The organism is Micromonospora sp. AB353, from assembly GCF_049538395.1.
In the GTDB taxonomy this organism is placed as follows: Bacteria; Actinomycetota; Actinomycetes; order Mycobacteriales; family Micromonosporaceae; genus Micromonospora; species Micromonospora aurantiaca.
Genome location: NZ_JBMVFV010000006.1, coordinates 50,066 through 68,343, shown reverse-complemented (window position 1 = coordinate 68,343; position 18,278 = coordinate 50,066). Strand labels below are relative to the sequence as shown.

Genomic DNA, 18,278 nt, shown 5'->3' with positions numbered 1-18,278 from the left:
GGGTGTTACTTTCTGGTGGGAAGTAGGCACCTGAAAGTGCGTAGCTCACCGGTGGCAGGAGCAGGGATGAGCAAGGCGGAGTACGACGCGTTCCTGGCCGGGTGCCCGAGCCGGCAACTGCTCGACCGGATCACCGACAAGTGGGTCACGCTGGTGCTGGCCGCGTTGCGCAGCGACGGCTCGCACCGGTTCGGGGCGGACTGCGCGGGTGACCCGCGGCCGAGGCGGTACTCCGAGCTGTTCCGCACGCTCCCCGGGGTCAGCCAGAAGATGCTCACCCAGACGCTGCGCGCCCTGGAACGCGACGGCATGATCACCCGCACCGTGGAGCCGACGGTGCCGGTGACGGTCACCTACGAGCTGACCGACCTCGGGTACTCCCTGCACGAGATGATCCGCGGCTTGAAGTCCTGGGCGGAGGCGCACATGGACGACGTGCTCGCCAACCGGGCGGCGTACGACACCCGCGCCGGCTGAGCCCGGCCGCTCAGGCGCGCGCGGTATGGCGGCCGGTGATCGGCGCATTCCCCGGCGCGAGGTCGGCCCACCGGGTCGTCGGCCGGTGCACCACGAGATCGGTGGTACGCAGACCGTCCGGGTCGGCCCGCTGCGGGTCGAGCAGCGCCGAGAGCAGCGAGACACCGGGGTTGTGCGCCACGAGCAGCACCGTGCCGGCCGTCGGCTCGACCGTCCGCAGCAACTCCAGCAACTGGTCCGGGTGCGCGTCGTACGCGGTCGCCTCGTATCGCACCGCCGGGCGCGAACCTGCCGGGCCGCCCTCGGGCGGCGAGCCGGTCATGCCCATCGCCACGTCGTGCCAGGTCTGCCGGGTGCGCCGGGCGGGCGAGCAGAGGACCACGTCGGGGAGCAGCGCATGCCGGGCCAGCCACGCGCCCGCGGTGGCGGCGTCGGCGTGCCCCCGCGCGGTGAGCGACCGCTCCGCGTCCGGGCCGTCCGCGGACTGCTCGGCCTTGGCGTGCCGCAGCAGCACCAGCGTCCGCTGCCCGTTCCTGCCGTCCGTCATACCGCCCAGCTTGCCTGATTGACGATCAAAGCGCCTGGGTATGTCGATGTGTGCCGCTACCTCATCCATGGCCGCGGCGGGCAGGAAACGCCAGCAGGACGCCAAGGAGGCGACGTCATGGGCATCGGTGCCAGCATCTTCCTCATCGCGCTCGGCGCGATCTTCGCGTTCGCCGTCGACGCCGATCTCGGATGGCTGAACCTCAACGTGGTGGGCTGGGTGCTCATGCTCGCCGGCGTCGCCGGCCTGCTCACCACGCTCTACTTCTGGAACAGCCGCCGCCGTGTGGTGGCCGCTCCGGTACGCGAGCAGGTCGTCGCCGAGCCGGTGGTGCCGGTGCGCGGCGACCGCGTCGTGCGCGAGGAGTACCGCGAGGTGCGCCGTCCGGGCTCGGGCTACCCGGCCTGACCCCCGAGAACCCGAGGGCCCCGCAACGGTGCGGGGCCCTCGCGCATGTCCGGGGTCCGCCCGGGTCAGGCGAACAGCGCGAAGTAGATCGCGATGTGGTGGCAGATCGCCGCGACGAGCGTGCAGGCGTGGAAGAACTCGTGGTGGCCGAAGACGGTGGGCCACGGGTTCGGCCGGCGCAGCGCGTAGAACACCGCGCCGACGCTGTAGATCGCGCCGCCCACGCTCAGCAGCACCAGCGCGGTCACGCCACCGGAGTGCAGGATCTGCGGCAGCATGGCCACCGCTACCCAGCCGAGCGCCAGGTAGAGCGGGGCGGAGACCCAGCGCGGCGCGTGCGGCCAGATCAGCTTCACCGCCACGCCCGCGATCGCGCCGCCCCAGACCAGGCTCAGCATGATCGTGGCCTGCCGGGTGTCCAGCAGCAGCGCGCAGAACGGTGTGTAGGTGCCGGCGATGAACACGAAGATCATCGAGTGGTCCATCCGGCGCATGATCTGGTAGCCGCGTTCGGACCAGACCCGCCGGTGGTAGAGCGCGCTGGTGCCGAACAGCCCGCACACGGTGAAGCTGTAGATCAGGCAGCTCACCAGCGGCGCCCAGCCGGGACGACCGGCGGCGATCGAACACAGCACGATGCCGCAGACGAGAGCGGCGAAGAACGCGTAAGCGTGCAGCCAGCCGCGCATGCGCGGCTTCCCGATGTCGGCCGGCCGGAGCCGGAGCGGTGCGGAGGTCGTCACCTCAATAGGTTACGACGGCGTAGGTTACTTGCAAGTAGTGTGGACCGTCACCTCACCCGGCGGGAGGATGACCGGATGCTGATCCGGCCGGTCGGGGCGTACGCCCTGCTCCTCGACTGCGACGACGCGGAGCAGGCACAGGCGTGGCGGGCCGAGCTGTGGCACCGGCGCGAGGCGGGCGAGCTGACCGCCACCGAGATCGTCCCCGGCGCGGTCACCGTGCTGCTCGACGGCGTACCGGACCCGCAGGCGGCAGCCGCCCGGATCGCCGCCTGGCACCCCCGGACCGCCGCCTCCGGCGCGACCACCGCCGAGGTCCGGGTGCCAGTCGTGTACGACGGCGAGGATCTCCCGCGAGTCGCCGACCACTGGCAGGTGGACGTGCCCGCCGTCGTGGACCGGCTGCGGCGTACCGAGTTCCGGGTGGCGTTCTGCGGGTTCGCGCCGGGGTTCGCGTACCTGACCGGGCTGCCGCCCGAGCTGGCGGTGCCCCGGCTCGCCACGCCCCGTACCCGGGTGCCGGCCGGCTCGGTCGCGCTCGCCGGCCCGTACGCGGGCATCTACCCCGCCGCGTCACCCGGTGGCTGGCTGCTCGTGGGTCGCACCGACCTGCCGCTGTTCGACGTGCACGCCGACCCGCCCGCCCGGCTCACCCCCGGCACCCACGTCCGGCTGGTTGACGCGCCATGATCGAGGTGCTGCGGGCCGGGGCGCTCACCACCGTCCAGGACCAAGGGCGGCCCGGGTGGGCGCACCTCGGCGTACCCCGCTCCGGCGCGCTCGACCCGGCCGCCCTGCGCCTGGCCAACCGGCTCGCCGGCAACGACGAGGACGCCGCCGGGCTGGAGATCACCATGACCGGCTGCGCGCTGCGCTTCACCCGGGCCGTGGCCGTCGCCCTCACCGGCGCCCCGGCCGACGTGGTCGTCGAGTGGCGGACCGGGGACCTCCGGCCGGGGGACGTGGGACGGCCGCTCTCGCTCCCGGCGGGTGCGGTGCTGCGCGTCGGACCGGCCCGCGCCGGGGTACGGACCTGGCTGGCGGTCAGCGGTGGGATCGCCGTCGAGCCGGTGCTCGGCAGCCGCGCCACCGACACGCTCTCCGGCCTCGGACCGCCGCCGCTACGCGACGGGGACCGGCTGCCGCTCGGCACCCCGGCCGGCCCACCCGCACCCGTCGACCTCGCCGTCACCAGGCCGGTCCCGGACGAGCTGCGGCTGAGCGTGCGCCCCGGCCCCCGGCAGGACTGGTTCACCCCCGAGGCGCTCGACCTGCTGTGCCGCGCCGCGTACACGGTGAGCCCGGACAGCAACCGGGTCGGCGCGCGGCTGGCCGGCGCGGCGCTGACCCGCGCGGTGCCCGGCGAACTCCCCAGCGAGGGCCTGGTGCTCGGCGCGGTGCAGGTGCCGCCGGACGGCCGGCCGCTCGTCTTCCTGGCCGACCACCCCACCACCGGCGGGTACCCGGTCATCGGAGTGGTGGACGACGTGACAGCGCTCGCCCAGGCCCGGCCAGGCACTACGGTGACGTTCCATGGACCTCAACGCTGACCTGGGCGAGGGATTCGGAAGCTGGCGGCTCGGCGACGACCACGCGCTGCTCGACCTGATCAGCTCCGCGAACGTCGCCTGCGGCTTCCACGCCGGTGACGCGGCCACCATGCACCGGGTCTGCGCCGGCGCCGCCGAACGCGGCGTCGCGGTGGGCGCGCAGGTCGGCTACCGGGACCTCGCCGGCTTCGGCCGGCGGCACATCGCGTACGACTTCGCCGAACTACGCGACGAGACGATCTACCAGCTCGGGGCGCTCGACGCGTTCTGCCGCCTGTACCGCACCCGGGTCCGTTACCTCAAACCGCACGGCGCGCTCTACCACGCGGCAGCCCGCGACGAGGGCCAGGCCGCCGCGCTGGTGGCCGCGATCAGCGGATACGACCACGAGCTGCCGGTGCTCTGCCAGCCCGGCACGGTGCTGGCCCAACTCGCTGCGGGCGCCGGGCTGCGGGTGGTGGCCGAGGGCTTCGCCGACCGCAACTACCTCCCCAACGGCACGCTCGTGCCGCGCAGCTCACCGGACGCGCTGGTGACCGACCCGGAGCAGGTCGCCGTCCGCGCGGTACGGATGGCCGTCGAGCGCACGCTGGTCGCCGTCGACGGGACGGTGATCCCCGCCCCGGTCGAGTCGATCTGCCTGCACGGGGACACGCCGGGTGCGGTGCGGTGCGCGGAGCTGGTACGGGCCGCGCTCATCGACGCGGGTGTCACGCTCACCCCGTTCGCGTGAAAGGAAGGGCCCCCTCTTAGCGCCTCCGGTAGAGGAAGGGGCCCTTCTTAACACGTACCGTCAGGCGTCCATCCCGCGCAGGACCAGCGGCACACGGGTCGCGCCACCGGTGACCACCCGGACCGGCACGCCCCAGTCCTGCCGCGTCAGGTGGCAGGCCGCGTGCTCCACGTCGGCGTCACAGGTCGCCGCCTGGGCGGTCACCTGGAGCACCCCCTGCGCCACGTCGCCGCTGACCACCAGCTTGCGGGACAGGTCGGTGGTCGTGCCCGCACCCTCGACCAGCAGCTCCGGCGGGGACGCCGAGACCACCAGCCGGGTCGACGGCCCGTACGTCTCGTCGAGCTTCTGCCCCGGCGCCGGCGTGAAGATCACGTCCAAGGTCAGCTCCCCGGCCGCCACGTCGGTGGGCTTGCGCTCCAGCCGGTGCCGGGGGCCGTCCACCGTGTTCGCGCCGGCCGAGGTCAGCGCGCCCGGCGCCAGCCGGGTCAGCCGGTGCGCGGCCGACTCGACCACCAGCACGTCGCCCTCACCGGTGAGCACCAGGTCGCTCGGCTCGGCCAGCCCGTCCGCCACGGTGCCCACCTGGCCGGTCTCCGGGTCGAAGCGGCGCACCGCCCCGTTGTACGTGTCGGCGATCAGCACCGAACCGTCGGGCAGTGCGCACACGCCCAGCGGGTGCTGGAGCAACGCCTGGTCGGCCGGGCCGTCGACGTGCCCGAAGTCGAACAGGCCCTGACCGACGGCGGTGTGCATCTCGCCGCCGGAGACCCACCGGATCGCGCTGGTCTCGCTGTCGGCCACCCAGAGGCGGGCGCCGTCGGCCGAGACCGACAACCCGGACGGCTGGGCCATCCACACGTCCGGCAGCGGGCCGTCGCGCAGCGCCTCGACAGTGGTCCCGGCGTACATGCCGGCGGTCCGCTTCATCGGGTCGAACCACCAGAGCTGGTGGATGCCGGCCATCGCCACGATCACCCGGTCGTCGTACCAGGCCACGTCCCAGGGGGAGGACAGGTCGACGGCGCGGGCGTCGTGCGCGTGGTCGTCGACTGTCGAGCGCCACTGCCGCCCGGTGCCGGCCACGGTGACCACCTCGCCGGAGGACAGCCGTACGCCGCGCAGCAGGTGGTTGACGGTGTCCGCGACGACCACGTCGTAACCGGCCACCTCGGCCACGTGCGGCGGCAGCAGGCAGAGCCCCTGCGGCTCGGCGAACGTGGCAGCGGAGGCCGGGCCGTCCGTACGACGCCGGGAACCGGCGCCGATGCGGCGGACCACCGTCTCGCCGTCGGCTGCCAGCTCCACCAGCGAGTGCCGGGCCGAGTCGCTGACCAGCAGGTTCCCGCCGTCGAGCGGCAGCGCCTTGCCGGGGAACCGCAGCACGGTGTCCGGCTCGGCCGGCGGCACGTACGGGCCCTCGCCCCGGTGCAGCGTGCCCTTCGTCTCGTGGCCGGCGATCAGCTCGTCGATCAGCCGGGCCAGCCCTTCGGCATGCCCCTCGCCGGCCATGGTGGCGACCACGTAGCCCTCGGGGTCGACCACGGCGAGCGTCGGCCACGCCTTGGCCGCGTACTGCTGCCACATGTCCATCTCGGCGTCGTCGAGGACCGGGTGGTGCACGCCGTACCGCTCGACGGCCGCGGCCAGCGCCGCCGGGTCCTTCTCGTGCTCGAACTTCGGCGAGTGCACGCCGATCACGACCAGGACGTCGCCGTACTTGTCTTCGAGCGGGCGCAGCTCGTCGAGCACGTGCAGGCAGTTGATGCAGCAGAACGTCCAGAAATCAAGCAGAACGATCTTGCCGCGCAGGTCGGCCAGCGTGACGGCCTTGCCGCCGGTGTTCAGCCAGGCCCGACCCCGCAGTTCCGGTGCCCGTACGCGTGCGCTCATGCCCCCATCGTGCCGCACCGGCCGGGCGCGCTCGCGACGATCCCCTGGTGAACAGACGCACACCGGAACGGCGCGGAGCGCCCACCCGTCAAGGGGTGGACGCTCCGCGTACGTGCGGTTACTGGCCGGCGGGCTTCAGGCAGAGCACCCGGGTGGTCCCGCCGCCCTCGACCGAGACCGAGGGCTGCGACAGATCGGCGCACTTGTCCTTGTTGTCCACCTTCGACACCACGCTGAACGCACCAGGCTCGCCGCAGTCGGCGGCCACGGCGCTCGTGCCGGACTGCTTCACGCAGGAGCCGACCGCCGGGTCGAAGCCCGCGGACTTGTCGCCGCCGACCTTGCCGAGCAGCGTGAGCAGACCCAGCGGTACGGCGAGGATGAGCACCGCCGCGATCAGCACTGCGGCGAGCACCCGGCCGTTGCGGACCTTCGGCGGGGGTGCCTCGGTCTGCGACTCGGCGGCGTCCGGCTTGAACGCGTCGAAACGGCCCTGCTCCGGCTCGGCGCCGGGACCGTCCTGCGCCCAGGCCGGCGGTGCCTGCTGGGGCGGCGGGAAGGCGTTCGGGCCCGCCGGGCCCTGGCCGGGCACCGCGACCGAGGCGCGTCCCCCGGCGGACGGGCCGAACCGGTCCGGCTCACCGAACGGCTCGGGCCGCCCGGCCGGGCTGCCGAACGGCGCCTGCTGCCCACCGAACGGATCCTGCTGACCGCCGGGGCCACCGAACGGATCCTGCTGACCGCCGGGGCCACCGAACGGGTCCTGCTGACCACCCTGCGCGCCGAAGGGCTCGGGCTGGCCGCCCGGGCGCCCGAACGGGTCCGGCCGGCCACCCGGGCCGCTGAACGCGTCCTGGCCGCCGGGAGCGCCGTACGGGCTCTGCGGGCCGCCGAACGGGTCACGGGAGGCGTCGGGCTGCTCGCCGCCCGGGTGCACGCCGTTTGCGGGGCGGGTGTTTCCGGGCGGGTCCACGAAGGACGGCACACCCACCGGGAACGACGGCGGCGCGGCGGGCGAGGAGGGCGCTCCGGCGTACCCGTGCGGGCCGTCGGCGTCCTCGGACCGCGACTGCGGGCCGGGGAAGCCGTTGCCGTGCGGCCCGTCCTGGCCGGGGAACCGGGACTCGTCCTGCTCGGGGGCGTCCTCGGGCTCCGGGCGGGCGGGCCGGCCGTACACGCGGGGCTGCGGCGTGGGGCCGCCGGTCGGTAGCGGCTGGTCGGACGGCGGGGTGACCCGGCTGGCCACCGGCACCGACGCGCTCGCCGAGACCGGGCCGCCCTCCGGGGAGGTACGCGGCCCGGGCACGGCCGGCGACTGCGGCTCTTCCGGGCGGGACGCGTTCCAGCCGCCGTCGCCGCGCTCCGGCTCGTACCCCTGGGGTTCGGTGCCCGGGTGGTCGGCGGGCGACGACGCGGCCAACGCGGCGCCCGGCACCCGCTGCTGCTGTGCCGGCAGCGGCACCGCGTTGCCGGGGGAGATGCCCGGCGCGGGCGCGGGCTGGTAGGCCGGGGCGGAGTCCTCGGACCGGCCCCACGCCTCGGCCTGCGGCCACGGCTCGGGCGCCGGCGCGGCCGGACGCTCGTCCTGGTTGCCGCCCCAGCCGGCGGGCGCGTCGGACGACGGCACGGACACGCTCGCGCGGGCCTCGGCCGGCGCGGCGGCGCCCCAGGCGGGCTGCGCGGGCTCGTCCGCCGGCCGCGCGGGCTCGTGCTGCTGCGGTACGGACGCCGCGCCGCTCCAAGCGCCGCCCTGCTCACCGCCGTCACGCTGCTGCGGTACGGCGGCGCCGTCACCCCAGCCGCCGGACTGCCGGCCCTGGTTCGGCTCCCAGCCGCCCGGCTGTGCCGCCTCGGCGGGGTTCGCGGCGCGCCCGGCGGCCCAGCCGCCCGAGCGGTCCGGGTCCTCCGCGCGGGCGGGCTCGTCCCAGCCGCCGGACCGGTTCTCGGCCTGCGGGGCGGGCCAGCCACCGGAACGCTGTCCCTCGTCGTGCTGCGGACCGCCGGTCGCGCGCCAGCCGCCGCTGTCCTCGGCCGAGCGGTTGTCCTGATCGGACTGCTCCGGAGTGGACCAGGCGTTGTCCGGCCGGGTGGCGCCAGGCACCGAGACCGATGCGGCGGCCCGGGCGGGCGGGTCGGCCGGCGGCCAGGTGGCGCCGGTCTGCTGACCCGGCGCCCAGGCCGGCTGGCTCTCCCGCGGGTTCCAGCCGCCCGAGCGGTTCGGGTCGTCGGACGTGGCGGGCTGCTCGTCGCGCGGGGCCCAGCCGCCGGAGCGGTTCGGGTCGTCCTGCTGCTGCTGCTGCGCGGAGGCCCAGCCACCGGCACGACCGGAGGCGTCCTCGTGCTGCCCGCCGGTGGGCGCGAAACCGCCGGAGCGGTGCGGGTCGTCAGCGGGGGCGGGCGTGACCCAGGTCTCGTTCGGCACGGTGGCCGGGGCGGGCACGTAACCGGTGCCGCGGGCGGCCGGGTCACCGGACGGCGACCAGCCCTGCTGCTGCTCGCCGGCGTTCCATCCCTGACGGTTCTGCTCGGCGGCGGCCCAGGGGGCCTGCGACGGCTCGGCCGGGCTGCCCGGCGGCGTGGCGGCCCAGGCGGGCGGCGCCTGCTCGGCGCCGCGATCAGGGCCGGGCTGTTCCTGGTTGCCCCAGGCGGGGCCACCGGAGCCGGACCAGGCGGGGTTGCCCTGGTCGTTGCCGCCCCAGGCGGGCTGCGGGACCTGGGCGGTCGCCCGCCCGGTCACCGGCTGCCCGGCGGGCGGGGCCCACGCGGGTGGCTGGTCGTCGTTCGCGGCCCAGGCCGGGGCCGGCTGCGCGGGCCGACCGGCCGGCGGGGGCGGTGCCCAGCCGAGGTCGGGTGCGCCGTTGTACCCGTTGTCCTGCTGCGCCGGCTGATCGCCGTACGGCACCGGTCCGCCGGTGCCCGGCGACACCTCGCCCGGCTCCTGGCCGGGGCGGTGCGGAGCCTCGGACGTCATGGGTGCGCCTCCTCCATCACAGGTCGGCCGCCGATGCCGGTCGGGAGAACCGTCGGCACGACTACCGGCGTCGCCGGCGGGTACCGGCCGTGCGGGCTCCCCGCACCGTATCCGGTGGTCGCCCGAGGCCGCTCGGGGGAGCATCAGCGGTCACCGAAAGTCACCGGACGACGTCGATGGGTTTCACTGCCTCGTGTCCGTCCGGAGTCAGCCGGTTGGCGACCGTGCCAACCGTACCGGGCGGTGAAGCGAGGTGGAATCCCGGTGCCGACCGATGCCGGTACGCCGAAGACCCGCCCGGAGTCGGGCGGGTCTTCGGACTGGAGGAGGTGAGAAAGGTCTGTGGCGTCAGCTCATGTGACGCTGGGCGATGGCGAGAAGCTCCTCGCGGACCGCGGGCGAGTTGGCGGAACGCAGCGCGTGCTCGATGGCGCGGGCGCGGCGGTTGGCGTCGCGGCGGGTGCGGATTCGCTCGATCATGCTCATCTTGGGTCTCTCCTCCTGGCTATTCGGTTGTCAGCCCCTTGATGTCTCTATTTAAGCGCACCGAGCCCGTCATTGCCATCGATTATTAGGTGAGCTGAACCACGTACCTACGGATCGTAGGTCCATCCGCCCCTGAATCCTATGATTCCGTTCCCACAACGGCCACGGCCGGTGTGCCGGGCGTTCACCCGTGGCACACCGGCCGTGACCGGAGCGGTGGTCCGTCAGGTCCAGGCGAGCAGCGCCGCCTCCGGGTCGGCCAGGAAGTCCCCGATGTCGCGGAGGAACTTCGAGCCCAGCTCACCGTCGATGATCCGGTGATCGAAGGACAGACCCAGCGTGGTCACCAGGCGCGGCTTCACCTTGCCCTTGTGCACCCACGGCTGCTCCCGTACCGCGCCGAAGGCGAGGATCGCCGACTCGCCCGGGGGCAGGATCGGCGTACCGGTGTCGACGCCGAAGACGCCGACGTTGGTGATGGTGAGCGTGCCGCCGGACATGTCCGCCGGGGACGTCTTGCCCGACTTGGCGGTCTGCACCAGTTCCGTCATCGCGTCCGCCAGCTCGCGCAGCGAGAGCCGCCCGGCGTCCTTGATGTTCGGCACGATCAGGCCGCGCTCGGTGGCCGCCGCGATGCCGAGGTTGACGTACTCCTTCACCACGATCTCGTCGCCGGCCCAGGTCGAGTTGACCATCGGGTGCCGCTTGACTGCCAGGAGCACCGCCTTGGCGACCAGCAGCAGCGGCGAGACGCGCACGTCCCGCCACTCGCGCCGGTCACGCAGCCGGTCCAGCGCCTTCATCGCCCGGGTCACGTCGACGGTCAGGAACTCCGTCACGTGCGGGGCGGTGAACGCCGAGCGGGCCATGTTCTCCGCGGTGAGCTTGCGTACCCCCTTGACCGGGATGCGCTGCTCGCGGTCCGCGCCGAAGCTCGCGGCCGACGCGGCCGGTGCCGCGACCGTCAGCGGCTCGGCCGCCGCCGGGGTCGCGCTCGCCGCCCGCTGTACGTCCTCACGGCTGATCGAGCCGAGCGGACCCGAGCCGGTGAGCGTGGCCAGGTCGATGCCGAGATCCTTCGCCAGCTTGCGGACCGGCGGCTTGGCCAGCACCGGACCGGAGACCCGTCCGTTGCCGTTGACCGCCGGAGCGGGCGCCACCGGCGCAGGCGCGACAGGCGCGGGTGCCACCGGAGCGGCGGCCTGAGCCGGTGCCGCCGCCGGCGCGTCGCCCTTGCGGGGACGGCGCTTGGCCGGGGCGTTGCGCGGGCCGTAGCCGACCAGCACGGCGGTACGCCCACCCGGGGCCACACCACCGATCAGGCCCGGCTCGACCATGCCCTCGGCCGGCGCGACCTGGACCGCGGCGAGCGACGCCGCCGACGGCGCGGGCAGGTCCGACGCGGGGGTCGCGGTCGTCGACTCCTCGATCGGCCCGGCGTTCGGGTCGGTGTCGATCGCGATGATCGGCACGCCGACCTCGACAGTCGACCCCTCCGGGTGGAAGATCGCCTGCACTCGGCCGGCCCACTTCGCCGGGATCTCGACCGCCGCCTTGGCGGTCTCCACCTCGACGATCGGCTGGTTCAGCTCGATGTCGTCGCCGACCTTGACCAGCCAGGCGAGGATCTCGCCCTCGGTCAGGCCCTCGCCCAGGTCGGGAAGGTTGAACTCCTTGATCCGGGACATGCCGCTCACCAGCCGAACGTGCGGTCGACGGCGTCGAGCACCCGGTCCAGGTCGGGCAGGTACTCCTCCTCCACGCGGGCGGCCGGGTAGGGGGTGTCGAAGCCGGTCACCCGCAGCACCGGGGACTCCAGGGAGTAGAAGCACTCCTCGGTGATCCGGGCCGCGATCTCCGACCCGAGACCCAGGTTGCCCGGGGCCTCGTGCACCACTACGCAGCGGCCGGTGCGCCGCACCGACTCGTACGCGGCGGTCAGGTCCAGCGGCGAGATCGTCCGCAGGTCGATGACCTCCAGCTCGCGGCCGTCCTCGGCGGCGGCGGTGGCCGCGTCGAGCGCGGTGCGGACCATCGGGCCGTACGCCAGCACCGTCGCGTCGGTGCCGGGCCGCGCGACCCGGGCCGAGTGCAGCGGGTACGCGTCGGCGATCGGCGCGTCCAGGTCCACCGGACCCTTCTCCCAGTAGCGCCGCTTCGGCTCCAGGAACACGATCGGGTCGTCCGACGCGATCGCCTGCTGGATCATCACGTACGCGTCCTGCGGGTTCGCGCAGCTCACCACCTTGAGGCCGGCGGTGTGCGCGAAGTACGCCTCGGGCGACTCGGAGTGGTGCTCGACCGCCCCGATGCCGCCGCCGAACGGGATGCGGATGACCATCGGGATCCGCACCTTGCCCTGCGAGCGGTAGTGCATCTTCGCCACCTGCGACACGATCTGGTCGTACGCGGGGTAGACGAAGCCGTCGAACTGGATCTCGCAGACCGGCCGGAAACCGCGGATGGCGAGGCCGACGGCGGTGCCGATGATGCCGGACTCGGCCAGCGGGGTGTCGATCACGCGCTGGTCACCGAAGTCCTTCTGGAGGCCGTCGGTGATCCGGAACACGCCGCCGAGCTTGCCGACGTCCTCGCCCATGATGACGACCTTGGGGTCGTTCTCCAGGGCCCGCCGCAGGCCGGTGTTGAGCGCCTTGCCGAGGGTGAGCGTCTCCGTGGCCATCAGTGCGCGCTCCCCTCGAAGGACTCCATGTACTGCGTGAACCGGGCCCGCTGCTCGTCCAGTTCGGGAGAGCCGTTGGGGTAGACGTGGTCGAACATGGTCACCGGCTGCGGGTCGGGCATGGCGAGCACGCGCTCACGCAGGTGCACCGACTCGGTGCGGGCCTGCTCGTCGACAGCGGTGAAGAACGACTCGTCGGCGATCTTCTGCTTGGTCAGGAACGCCTTCATCCGGGCGATCGGATCCTTCGCCTGCCACGCCTCGACCTCGCTGGCGATGCGGTAGCGGGTCGGGTCGTCGGAGGTGGTGTGCGCGCCCATCCGGTAGGTGTACGCCTCGATCAGGCTCGGGCCCTGGCCGTTGCGCGCGTTGTCCAGCGCGTGCCGGGTCACCGCGTACGACGCGAGCACGTCGTTGCCGTCCACCCGGACGCCGGGGAAGCCGAACCCGCCGGCCCGCCGGTACAGCGGCACCCGGGTCTGCCGCTCCAGCGGCTCGGAGATGGCGTACTGGTTGTTCTGGCAGAAGAACACCAGCGGGGCGTTGAAGACGCTGGCCCAGACGAACGACTCGTTGACGTCGCCCTGGCTGGTGGCGCCGTCGCCGAAGTAGGCGATGACCGCCTCGCCGTCCTCGCCGCCGGTCTTGCCGTCCATGGCGACACCCATGGCGTACCCGGTCGCGTGCAGGGTCTGCGCCCCGATCACGATCGTGTACATGTTGAACTTGAACTCGTTCGGATCCCAGCCGCCCTGGTCGACGCCGCGGAACAGGCCCAGCGGCATGATCGGGTCGATGCCGCGGCAGTAGAGCACGCCGTGCTCGCGGTACGTCGGGAAGGCCATGTCCTGCGTACGCAGTGCCCGGCCGGAGCCGACCTGCGCGGCCTCCTGGCCCAGCAGACTGGCCCACAGTCCCAGCTCGCCCTGGCGCTGCAGCGCGGTGGCCTCGGCGTCCAGCTTGCGGACCAGCACGAGGTCGCGGTACAGCCCGCGGTACTCCTCGTCGGTGAAGTCGACGCGGTACTCGGTCCCGTCCGGGCCGAGCGCGCTCTCGATCCGCTCACCCTCGGGGGTCAGCAGTTGTACGAGTTCCGGTTCACCGGTCGCGGCGGCGCGTCTGGTGCGGGGTGCGGCCCGCTTGCTGCGGGTGGCGGCCCCGGGGTCGCCCTTTGCCATCCGTCTCTCCCTGTCTGTCTGCGCCGGCGCCGGGGGTTACCCGAGCCGAGCACCTCGTGCGCCCGCCCGGCTGGTGCCGGGTCGGTCCCTGGCGACCGCGCCTGACCCCGGTAGGGGTTGCCGCGCGGCGTGAGCCGGAGTCGGTCGGGGACAGACCCAGGCCCGGGAGCGCCGGCGCCGTTCCGCACCAGCCGCGGGGTACGCGGAGGTGGCGGCTGCGTTGCCGTCGTGTCTGAATGATTGCAGAGGAGGTGAGCGGGCCCACAGTATGGCCTCCCTCGCCGGTGAGGTTCGATCTGGTTCACGACGGATAAGCGCTTTTGTCCGCAGTGGTGGATGCGGGCGACGTACAAAATGTGTGTCGACACGCGGTTGCGGCTGGTGAACTGAGCGTCACTGGGTCAAGCTTGCGGTGAGCTGTTGCGCGGCATTTGTCCGAATATCCGCGCGTGCTCTTCGTCCGTCCGTGCGTGAGGAGTGTGCCGGTGTCCGAACCAGAGGGTCCGCCCGGTACGCCCTTCCTCGGCCGGCACCGGGCACTGCCCGCCTCCCCGTACCGCCGGGTCGTGGGCGCCCACCGCGCCACCGGAACCGGCGGTCCCAGCCGTGGCTACCTGCTCACCGTGGCGTTGCTCGCCGGCACCGCGTCGATGCCGATCCTCGCCGCGATCAGCACCGGATCCGCCACCGTCGGCAACAGCGCCCTCCCCGACACCAGCACCCCGTTCCTGCCGACGCCCTCGGTCGGCCCGGTGGTCATCCCGATGCCCCAGGGCACCCAGGCCCCGGCGCCGTCCACGCCCGCCGTCGACGTGACATCGGTGCCCCCGGCACGGCCGGCGCTCCCGGCGGCGCCGGCCCTGCCCGACGACAGCGACCTCGGCTCCCGGCACCGGTCCCGCCCGGTCGCCGCGCCCCCGCCGCCGGCCGCGCCGGTCCGGCCCACCCCGGTCCGCCCGCCGCGCCCGTCGCCGGTGCCCTCACCGTCGCCGTCGCACTCGCCGTCGGACCCGGCCACGCCGACGCCCGAGCCGAGCCCGAGCCCCGAGCCGTCGGTCACGACGGCCGAGCCGACGCCCACCTCCGAGCCCTCGTCGGAACCGACGTCCGAGCCCTCCGGCCCATCGGGTACGTCCGGTCCACCAGACCCGTCCGGTCCTGCCGACCCGTCCGGTCCTGCCGACCCGTCCGGCCCTGCCGACCCGTCCGGCCCGGCCAGCCCGTCGGTTTCCCACACCTCATGATCGACACCACTCCGGCGTAGTGGTGCAGTCCCGGCTGCCCCGATGCACCCACTTCGCCGAGCTGGTGTGGATCAACGGGGTTGGTGTGGTTCCGGCCGGCTCGATGCCGCCACCTCGGCGAGGTGGTGTGGATCAACGAGGGGTCGGGGGGCATGCCCCACTCGTGTCGGGGCGGGGTGGTCGGAACACAGGCGGGCGCATGATCGACACCATTACGGCGTGGTGGTGTGGTTCCGGCCGGCCTGATGCCGCCACTTCGCCGAGCTGGTGTGGATCAAGCGAGGAGCGAGTCGGTTCTCGCATGATCGGCACCACTCCGGGTTGATGGTGTGGTTCCGGGCGGTCTGATGCCGCCACCTCGCCGACGTGGTGCCGATCATGCGAACGGGAATGCCTAGGCCGGGTCGTCGGTGAGGCGGTGGCGGTTCGCCTCGATCCAGGCGTTCAGCGCCTCCGGGTCGTCCGGGTCCACCCCGTCCGCCATGAGCTGGGCCACCGCCGCGGTGGCCGGGCTGCGCCGCTCACCGGTGCTGTAGAGCCGCGCGAACTCCGGGACCATCTCGGTGATCGCCTCGTCCGTCCGGGCGGCGGCCGGCTGCGACAGCCCGCGCTGCCGGGCCGCGTACGCCGCCCAGGCGCGCAGCACCCGGGGCAGCATCGCCGCGTCGTCCATGTCCAGCACGGCCCGGCGGTGCACCCAGTCGAGCAGGAACAGCTCGGCCACCATCGGACTCCACCGCATCGGGTCGGCATCCGGGAAGCTGGCCGCGTGGTCGAGCAGCAGGCCGAGGCAGAAGTGCAGCGAGGCCAGCTCGCCGTCGGCCACCTCGGGCAGCCCGAACCGGGTCGCCTCGGGTGAGTCGAGGAAGGCGCGCACCAGGCGGGTGCGCTCCTCGTCGGTGGGCGGCGGCACGACCGCCGGACCGGCCGGCGGGGTCGGCCCCGGGAGTACGGCCAGCCGGGCACCCACGAGCGCCCGGTCGGTGGCCAGCGAGCCCTGTGCGGGCAGCTCGGTGAGGTCGTCGGTGACCGCCAGGTGGCGGCTCACCTCGGCGTGCATCCGGGCCGGATCCTCGGTGCGGAACCAGGTGAACTCGTCCTCGGTGCAGATCTCCCGGGCCTGCTCGACGATCCGTCCGGCCGGGCCGCCGACGAAGACGTCCTTGGTGATGCCGATGTTGTGGTCGACGAGGGCGACCAGGGCGTGCTCCGGGCCGCCCTCCTCCTCGTCGTCGTACGCGAACGTGGCGAGGTAGGAGGTCTGGTCGCCGTACACGTCGCCGTACGCCCAGGCGCCGGTGACGCGTACCCGGCCGAGCTGGCCGGCCCACGACGGGGCGTACGCCCCGGGCCGGACCCGGGCGGCGCCCTCGGCGTCGGGCACCAGCGCGGCGAAGACGGCTCGCAGTGTGGTCGCGGCGGCGCTGCGGCGCCGGGACGTGGCGGCGAGGAAGCCGCCGACGAACTCGCGGACGGCCTGCTCCCGGTCGTGCTCCGCGACGGCGTAGACGCTGCCCAGCAACGCGGCGCCGAGCATCTCCGCGTCCAGGGCCGAGTCGAGCCTCGTCACGTCGCGCGCGGCGTGCAGCACCGCGTCGTAGGGGGTCTGTGGCGTGGCCATGCATCGACCCTACGCCGCACCGGCCGCCCCCACACCGGTCAGCACGCCGGGTTCAGCGCCGTCCCGCCTCGCGCAGCGCGTCCCGGGCCGTGCCGTAGCGCGCCAGCACCGCCCAGACCGGGTCCAGCACGTACTTCTCGGAGACGCTGCCCACCGACGTGAGCAGGCGTTGCTCGGCCCGCGCCCGGGCCCGCCGGGCCGCCCACCCGATGACCGGCCGGGTCAGCGCCGCGATCAGCAGCCCGGCCAGCAGGCCGCCGAGCAGCAGGACCGTGGGCCAGGGCACCACGCCGAGCGCCGGGTGCTCCAGCGGCGGCAGGCCGAGCAGGCGCACCGCGTACCCGACGAGCAGCCAGACCAGGCCGGCCAGCGCGGCGAGGGTGACCACCCACTGGAGGGCGCCGACCACCCGCCACCACGCGGGCCGCCGGTCCATGCCCAGGTCGGTCGCGGCGACCGCGTGGTCGAGCGCGCCCGGCAGGTCGGCCTGCCGGGCCCGGGCCGCGGCGGTCACCGCGGCCGGCCACGGCGCCGGCAGGCCGCTCGCGGACCGCTCGGCCACCGCGCGGATCGCCAGCGTGACGGCGGAGCGCTGCGCGGCTGTCGGATCGGGTACGGAGGTGGCAGCGACCAGGCTCTCCGCCGGCGCGTCCGGATCCCGCCCGGCCAGGTGCAACCGGCGCAGCGGATCCGGCCGCAGCTTGCGCCAGCTCCGCAGCAGCGGCCAGCCGGTGTTGCCGACCGCCCGGTGCCGGTACGCGCCCTCGACCGCCGCCGCCACTGTCGGCACCCCGGCCGCCCCCGCGAGTGCCCGCGTCAGCTCCTGCGCCGAGGCGTCACCGGGCCGGGTGCGCGGCGGTTCCGGCCCCACGAGCGGTTCGAGATCGGCCACCACGGCGTCCACGTCGCCGGAGAGCCGGCGCAGCGCGGCCTGCCGTTCGGCGACCGTACGCTCCAGCTCGGTCCGCAGCCCCTCCAGCCCGTTCGGGTCCACCGCGACGGTCGGCAGCAGCGGCACCCCGCCCAGCCCGTCGGCGTCGAGCAGCCGGCGCAGGTCGTCGAGGACCTTCGGCAGCTCGGTCGGGTGCAGCCGGTCGGCCTGGTTGAGCACCACGACGGTGACGTCCTTGTGCCTGTGGAACTCGCGCAGGTAGCTGGTGTGGATCACGCGGTCGGCGTACTTCTGCGGGTCGACCACCCAGACCACGAGGTCGACCAGGCCGAGCAGGCGGTCCACCTCCAGCCGGTGGCCGTGCTGCACCGAGTCGAAGTCGGGCAGGTCGAGCAGGACGAGGCCGTGCAGCCCGGACTCGTCGTCGGCGTCCAGCGGGCTCTCCCGCACGAACCGGTGCCGGGGCAGCACGCCGACCCAGTCGAGCAGGCGGACCGCGCCGTCGAGCGGACCCCACACGCAGGCGTGCGCGACACCCGTCGTGGGCCGGCGTACGCCCACCGGCGAGAGGTCCAGCCGGGCCAGCGAGTTGAACAGGCTCGACTTGCCGCTGCCGGTCGCGCCGGCGAGCGCGACCACGGTGTGGCGGCCGGAGAGCGCGAGCCGGTCACCGGCGCGCTCGACCACCGTGTGCGCGGCGACGAGCTGGGCGTCGGGTACGTGGCCGTCCACCGCACCGAGGAACCGCTGGATCGCGGTGAGCCGTTCGATCAGGGTGTCCGGGTCGACCCGCTGCTCACCCCGCATCGCCTCGCGCATCCGTCCCACGATGTTGCTCACGGTTCCGTCCTT

General features: G+C 74.1%; 16 protein-coding genes. 6 read left to right on the top strand and 10 right to left on the bottom strand.

Translation table 11 applies throughout. The features are described from left to right. The first annotated feature begins 66 nt into the window (after positions 1-66). Positions 67-477, top strand: coding sequence for a winged helix-turn-helix transcriptional regulator (locus ACPCK6_RS04965; RefSeq protein WP_396881723.1), 411 nt, complete (start codon positions 67-69; stop codon positions 475-477). Positions 478-487: 10 nt separating this feature from the next. On the opposite strand, the gene ACPCK6_RS04960 is transcribed toward ACPCK6_RS04965, so the two are convergent. Beyond that, a complete protein-coding gene (locus tag ACPCK6_RS04960; RefSeq protein ID WP_423480450.1) occupies positions 488-1,024 on the bottom strand; it encodes a SixA phosphatase family protein in 537 nt (178 codons plus the stop codon). A gap of 117 nt (positions 1,025-1,141) precedes the next feature. Here ACPCK6_RS04960 and ACPCK6_RS04955 point away from each other — a divergent pair, with 117 nt between their 5' ends. Further along, positions 1,142-1,432, top strand: a complete 291-nt coding sequence (locus ACPCK6_RS04955) for a DUF6458 family protein (RefSeq protein WP_423480449.1) — start codon at positions 1,142-1,144, stop codon at positions 1,430-1,432. A 65-nt stretch (positions 1,433-1,497) separates the two neighbouring features. Here the strand turns inward: ACPCK6_RS04955 and trhA are convergent, their stop codons facing one another. Next, positions 1,498-2,175 carry a PAQR family membrane homeostasis protein TrhA gene (gene trhA / locus ACPCK6_RS04950; protein ID WP_262012817.1) on the bottom strand — a complete coding sequence of 226 codons (678 nt, stop codon included), beginning with the start codon at positions 2,173-2,175 and terminating at the stop codon, positions 1,498-1,500. A 75-nt stretch (positions 2,176-2,250) separates the two neighbouring features. Here trhA and ACPCK6_RS04945 point away from each other — a divergent pair, with 75 nt between their 5' ends. From ACPCK6_RS04945 to ACPCK6_RS04935, 3 genes are read left to right on the top strand one after another with little or no spacing between them, the layout of a single operon-like run. Further along, on the top strand, positions 2,251-2,865 hold the full coding sequence (locus ACPCK6_RS04945; protein ID WP_396881720.1) for a 5-oxoprolinase subunit B family protein: 615 nt from the start codon (positions 2,251-2,253) through the stop codon (positions 2,863-2,865). After that, a complete protein-coding gene (locus ACPCK6_RS04940) occupies positions 2,862-3,725 on the top strand; it encodes a 5-oxoprolinase subunit C family protein (RefSeq protein ID WP_423480448.1) in 864 nt (287 codons plus the stop codon). Before ACPCK6_RS04945 ends, ACPCK6_RS04940 begins: the two co-directional genes overlap by 4 nt. Further along, positions 3,709-4,458 carry a LamB/YcsF family protein gene (locus ACPCK6_RS04935; RefSeq protein WP_071097253.1) on the top strand — a complete coding sequence of 250 codons (750 nt, stop codon included), beginning with the start codon at positions 3,709-3,711 and terminating at the stop codon, positions 4,456-4,458. The genes ACPCK6_RS04940 and ACPCK6_RS04935 overlap by 17 nt, the downstream gene beginning before the upstream one ends. Before the next feature lie 60 nt (positions 4,459-4,518). On the opposite strand, the gene ACPCK6_RS04930 is transcribed toward ACPCK6_RS04935, so the two are convergent. The 6 genes from ACPCK6_RS04930 to pdhA form a co-directional block, all read right to left on the bottom strand. Next, positions 4,519-6,351, bottom strand: a complete 1,833-nt coding sequence (locus ACPCK6_RS04930; RefSeq protein WP_423480447.1) for an NHL domain-containing thioredoxin family protein — start codon at positions 6,349-6,351, stop codon at positions 4,519-4,521. A 118-nt stretch (positions 6,352-6,469) separates the two neighbouring features. Next, positions 6,470-9,322: an LppU/SCO3897 family protein gene (locus tag ACPCK6_RS04925; protein WP_423480446.1), complete on the bottom strand. Its 2,853-nt coding sequence runs from the start codon at positions 9,320-9,322 to the stop codon at positions 6,470-6,472. A gap of 348 nt (positions 9,323-9,670) precedes the next feature. After that, entirely contained in the window at positions 9,671-9,808 is a 138-nt protein-coding gene (locus tag ACPCK6_RS04920) for a hypothetical protein (RefSeq protein ID WP_013283356.1), read from the bottom strand. 224 nt (positions 9,809-10,032) lie between these two features. Then, a complete protein-coding gene (locus tag ACPCK6_RS04915; RefSeq protein WP_423480493.1) occupies positions 10,033-11,496 on the bottom strand; it encodes a dihydrolipoamide acetyltransferase family protein in 1,464 nt (487 codons plus the stop codon). Between the two features lie 5 nt (positions 11,497-11,501). Further along, a complete protein-coding gene (locus tag ACPCK6_RS04910) occupies positions 11,502-12,491 on the bottom strand; it encodes an alpha-ketoacid dehydrogenase subunit beta (RefSeq protein WP_030269708.1) in 990 nt (329 codons plus the stop codon). After that, a complete protein-coding gene (pdhA, locus tag ACPCK6_RS04905) occupies positions 12,491-13,669 on the bottom strand; it encodes a pyruvate dehydrogenase (acetyl-transferring) E1 component subunit alpha (protein WP_013473399.1) in 1,179 nt (392 codons plus the stop codon). Before pdhA ends, ACPCK6_RS04910 begins: the two co-directional genes overlap by 1 nt. Before the next feature lie 485 nt (positions 13,670-14,154). Here pdhA and ACPCK6_RS04900 point away from each other — a divergent pair, with 485 nt between their 5' ends. Beyond that, a complete protein-coding gene (locus ACPCK6_RS04900) occupies positions 14,155-14,913 on the top strand; it encodes a hypothetical protein (protein ID WP_423480445.1) in 759 nt (252 codons plus the stop codon). A 394-nt stretch (positions 14,914-15,307) separates the two neighbouring features. Here the strand turns inward: ACPCK6_RS04900 and ACPCK6_RS04895 are convergent, their stop codons facing one another. Both ACPCK6_RS04895 and ACPCK6_RS04890 read right to left on the bottom strand, forming a co-directional pair. Further along, positions 15,308-16,534 carry a hypothetical protein gene (locus ACPCK6_RS04895; protein ID WP_423480444.1) on the bottom strand — a complete coding sequence of 409 codons (1,227 nt, stop codon included), beginning with the start codon at positions 16,532-16,534 and terminating at the stop codon, positions 15,308-15,310. Positions 16,535-16,586: 52 nt separating this feature from the next. Next, positions 16,587-18,245: a GTPase gene (locus ACPCK6_RS04890; RefSeq protein ID WP_423480492.1), complete on the bottom strand. Its 1,659-nt coding sequence runs from the start codon at positions 18,243-18,245 to the stop codon at positions 16,587-16,589. Between the last annotated feature and the right edge of the window lie 33 nt (positions 18,246-18,278).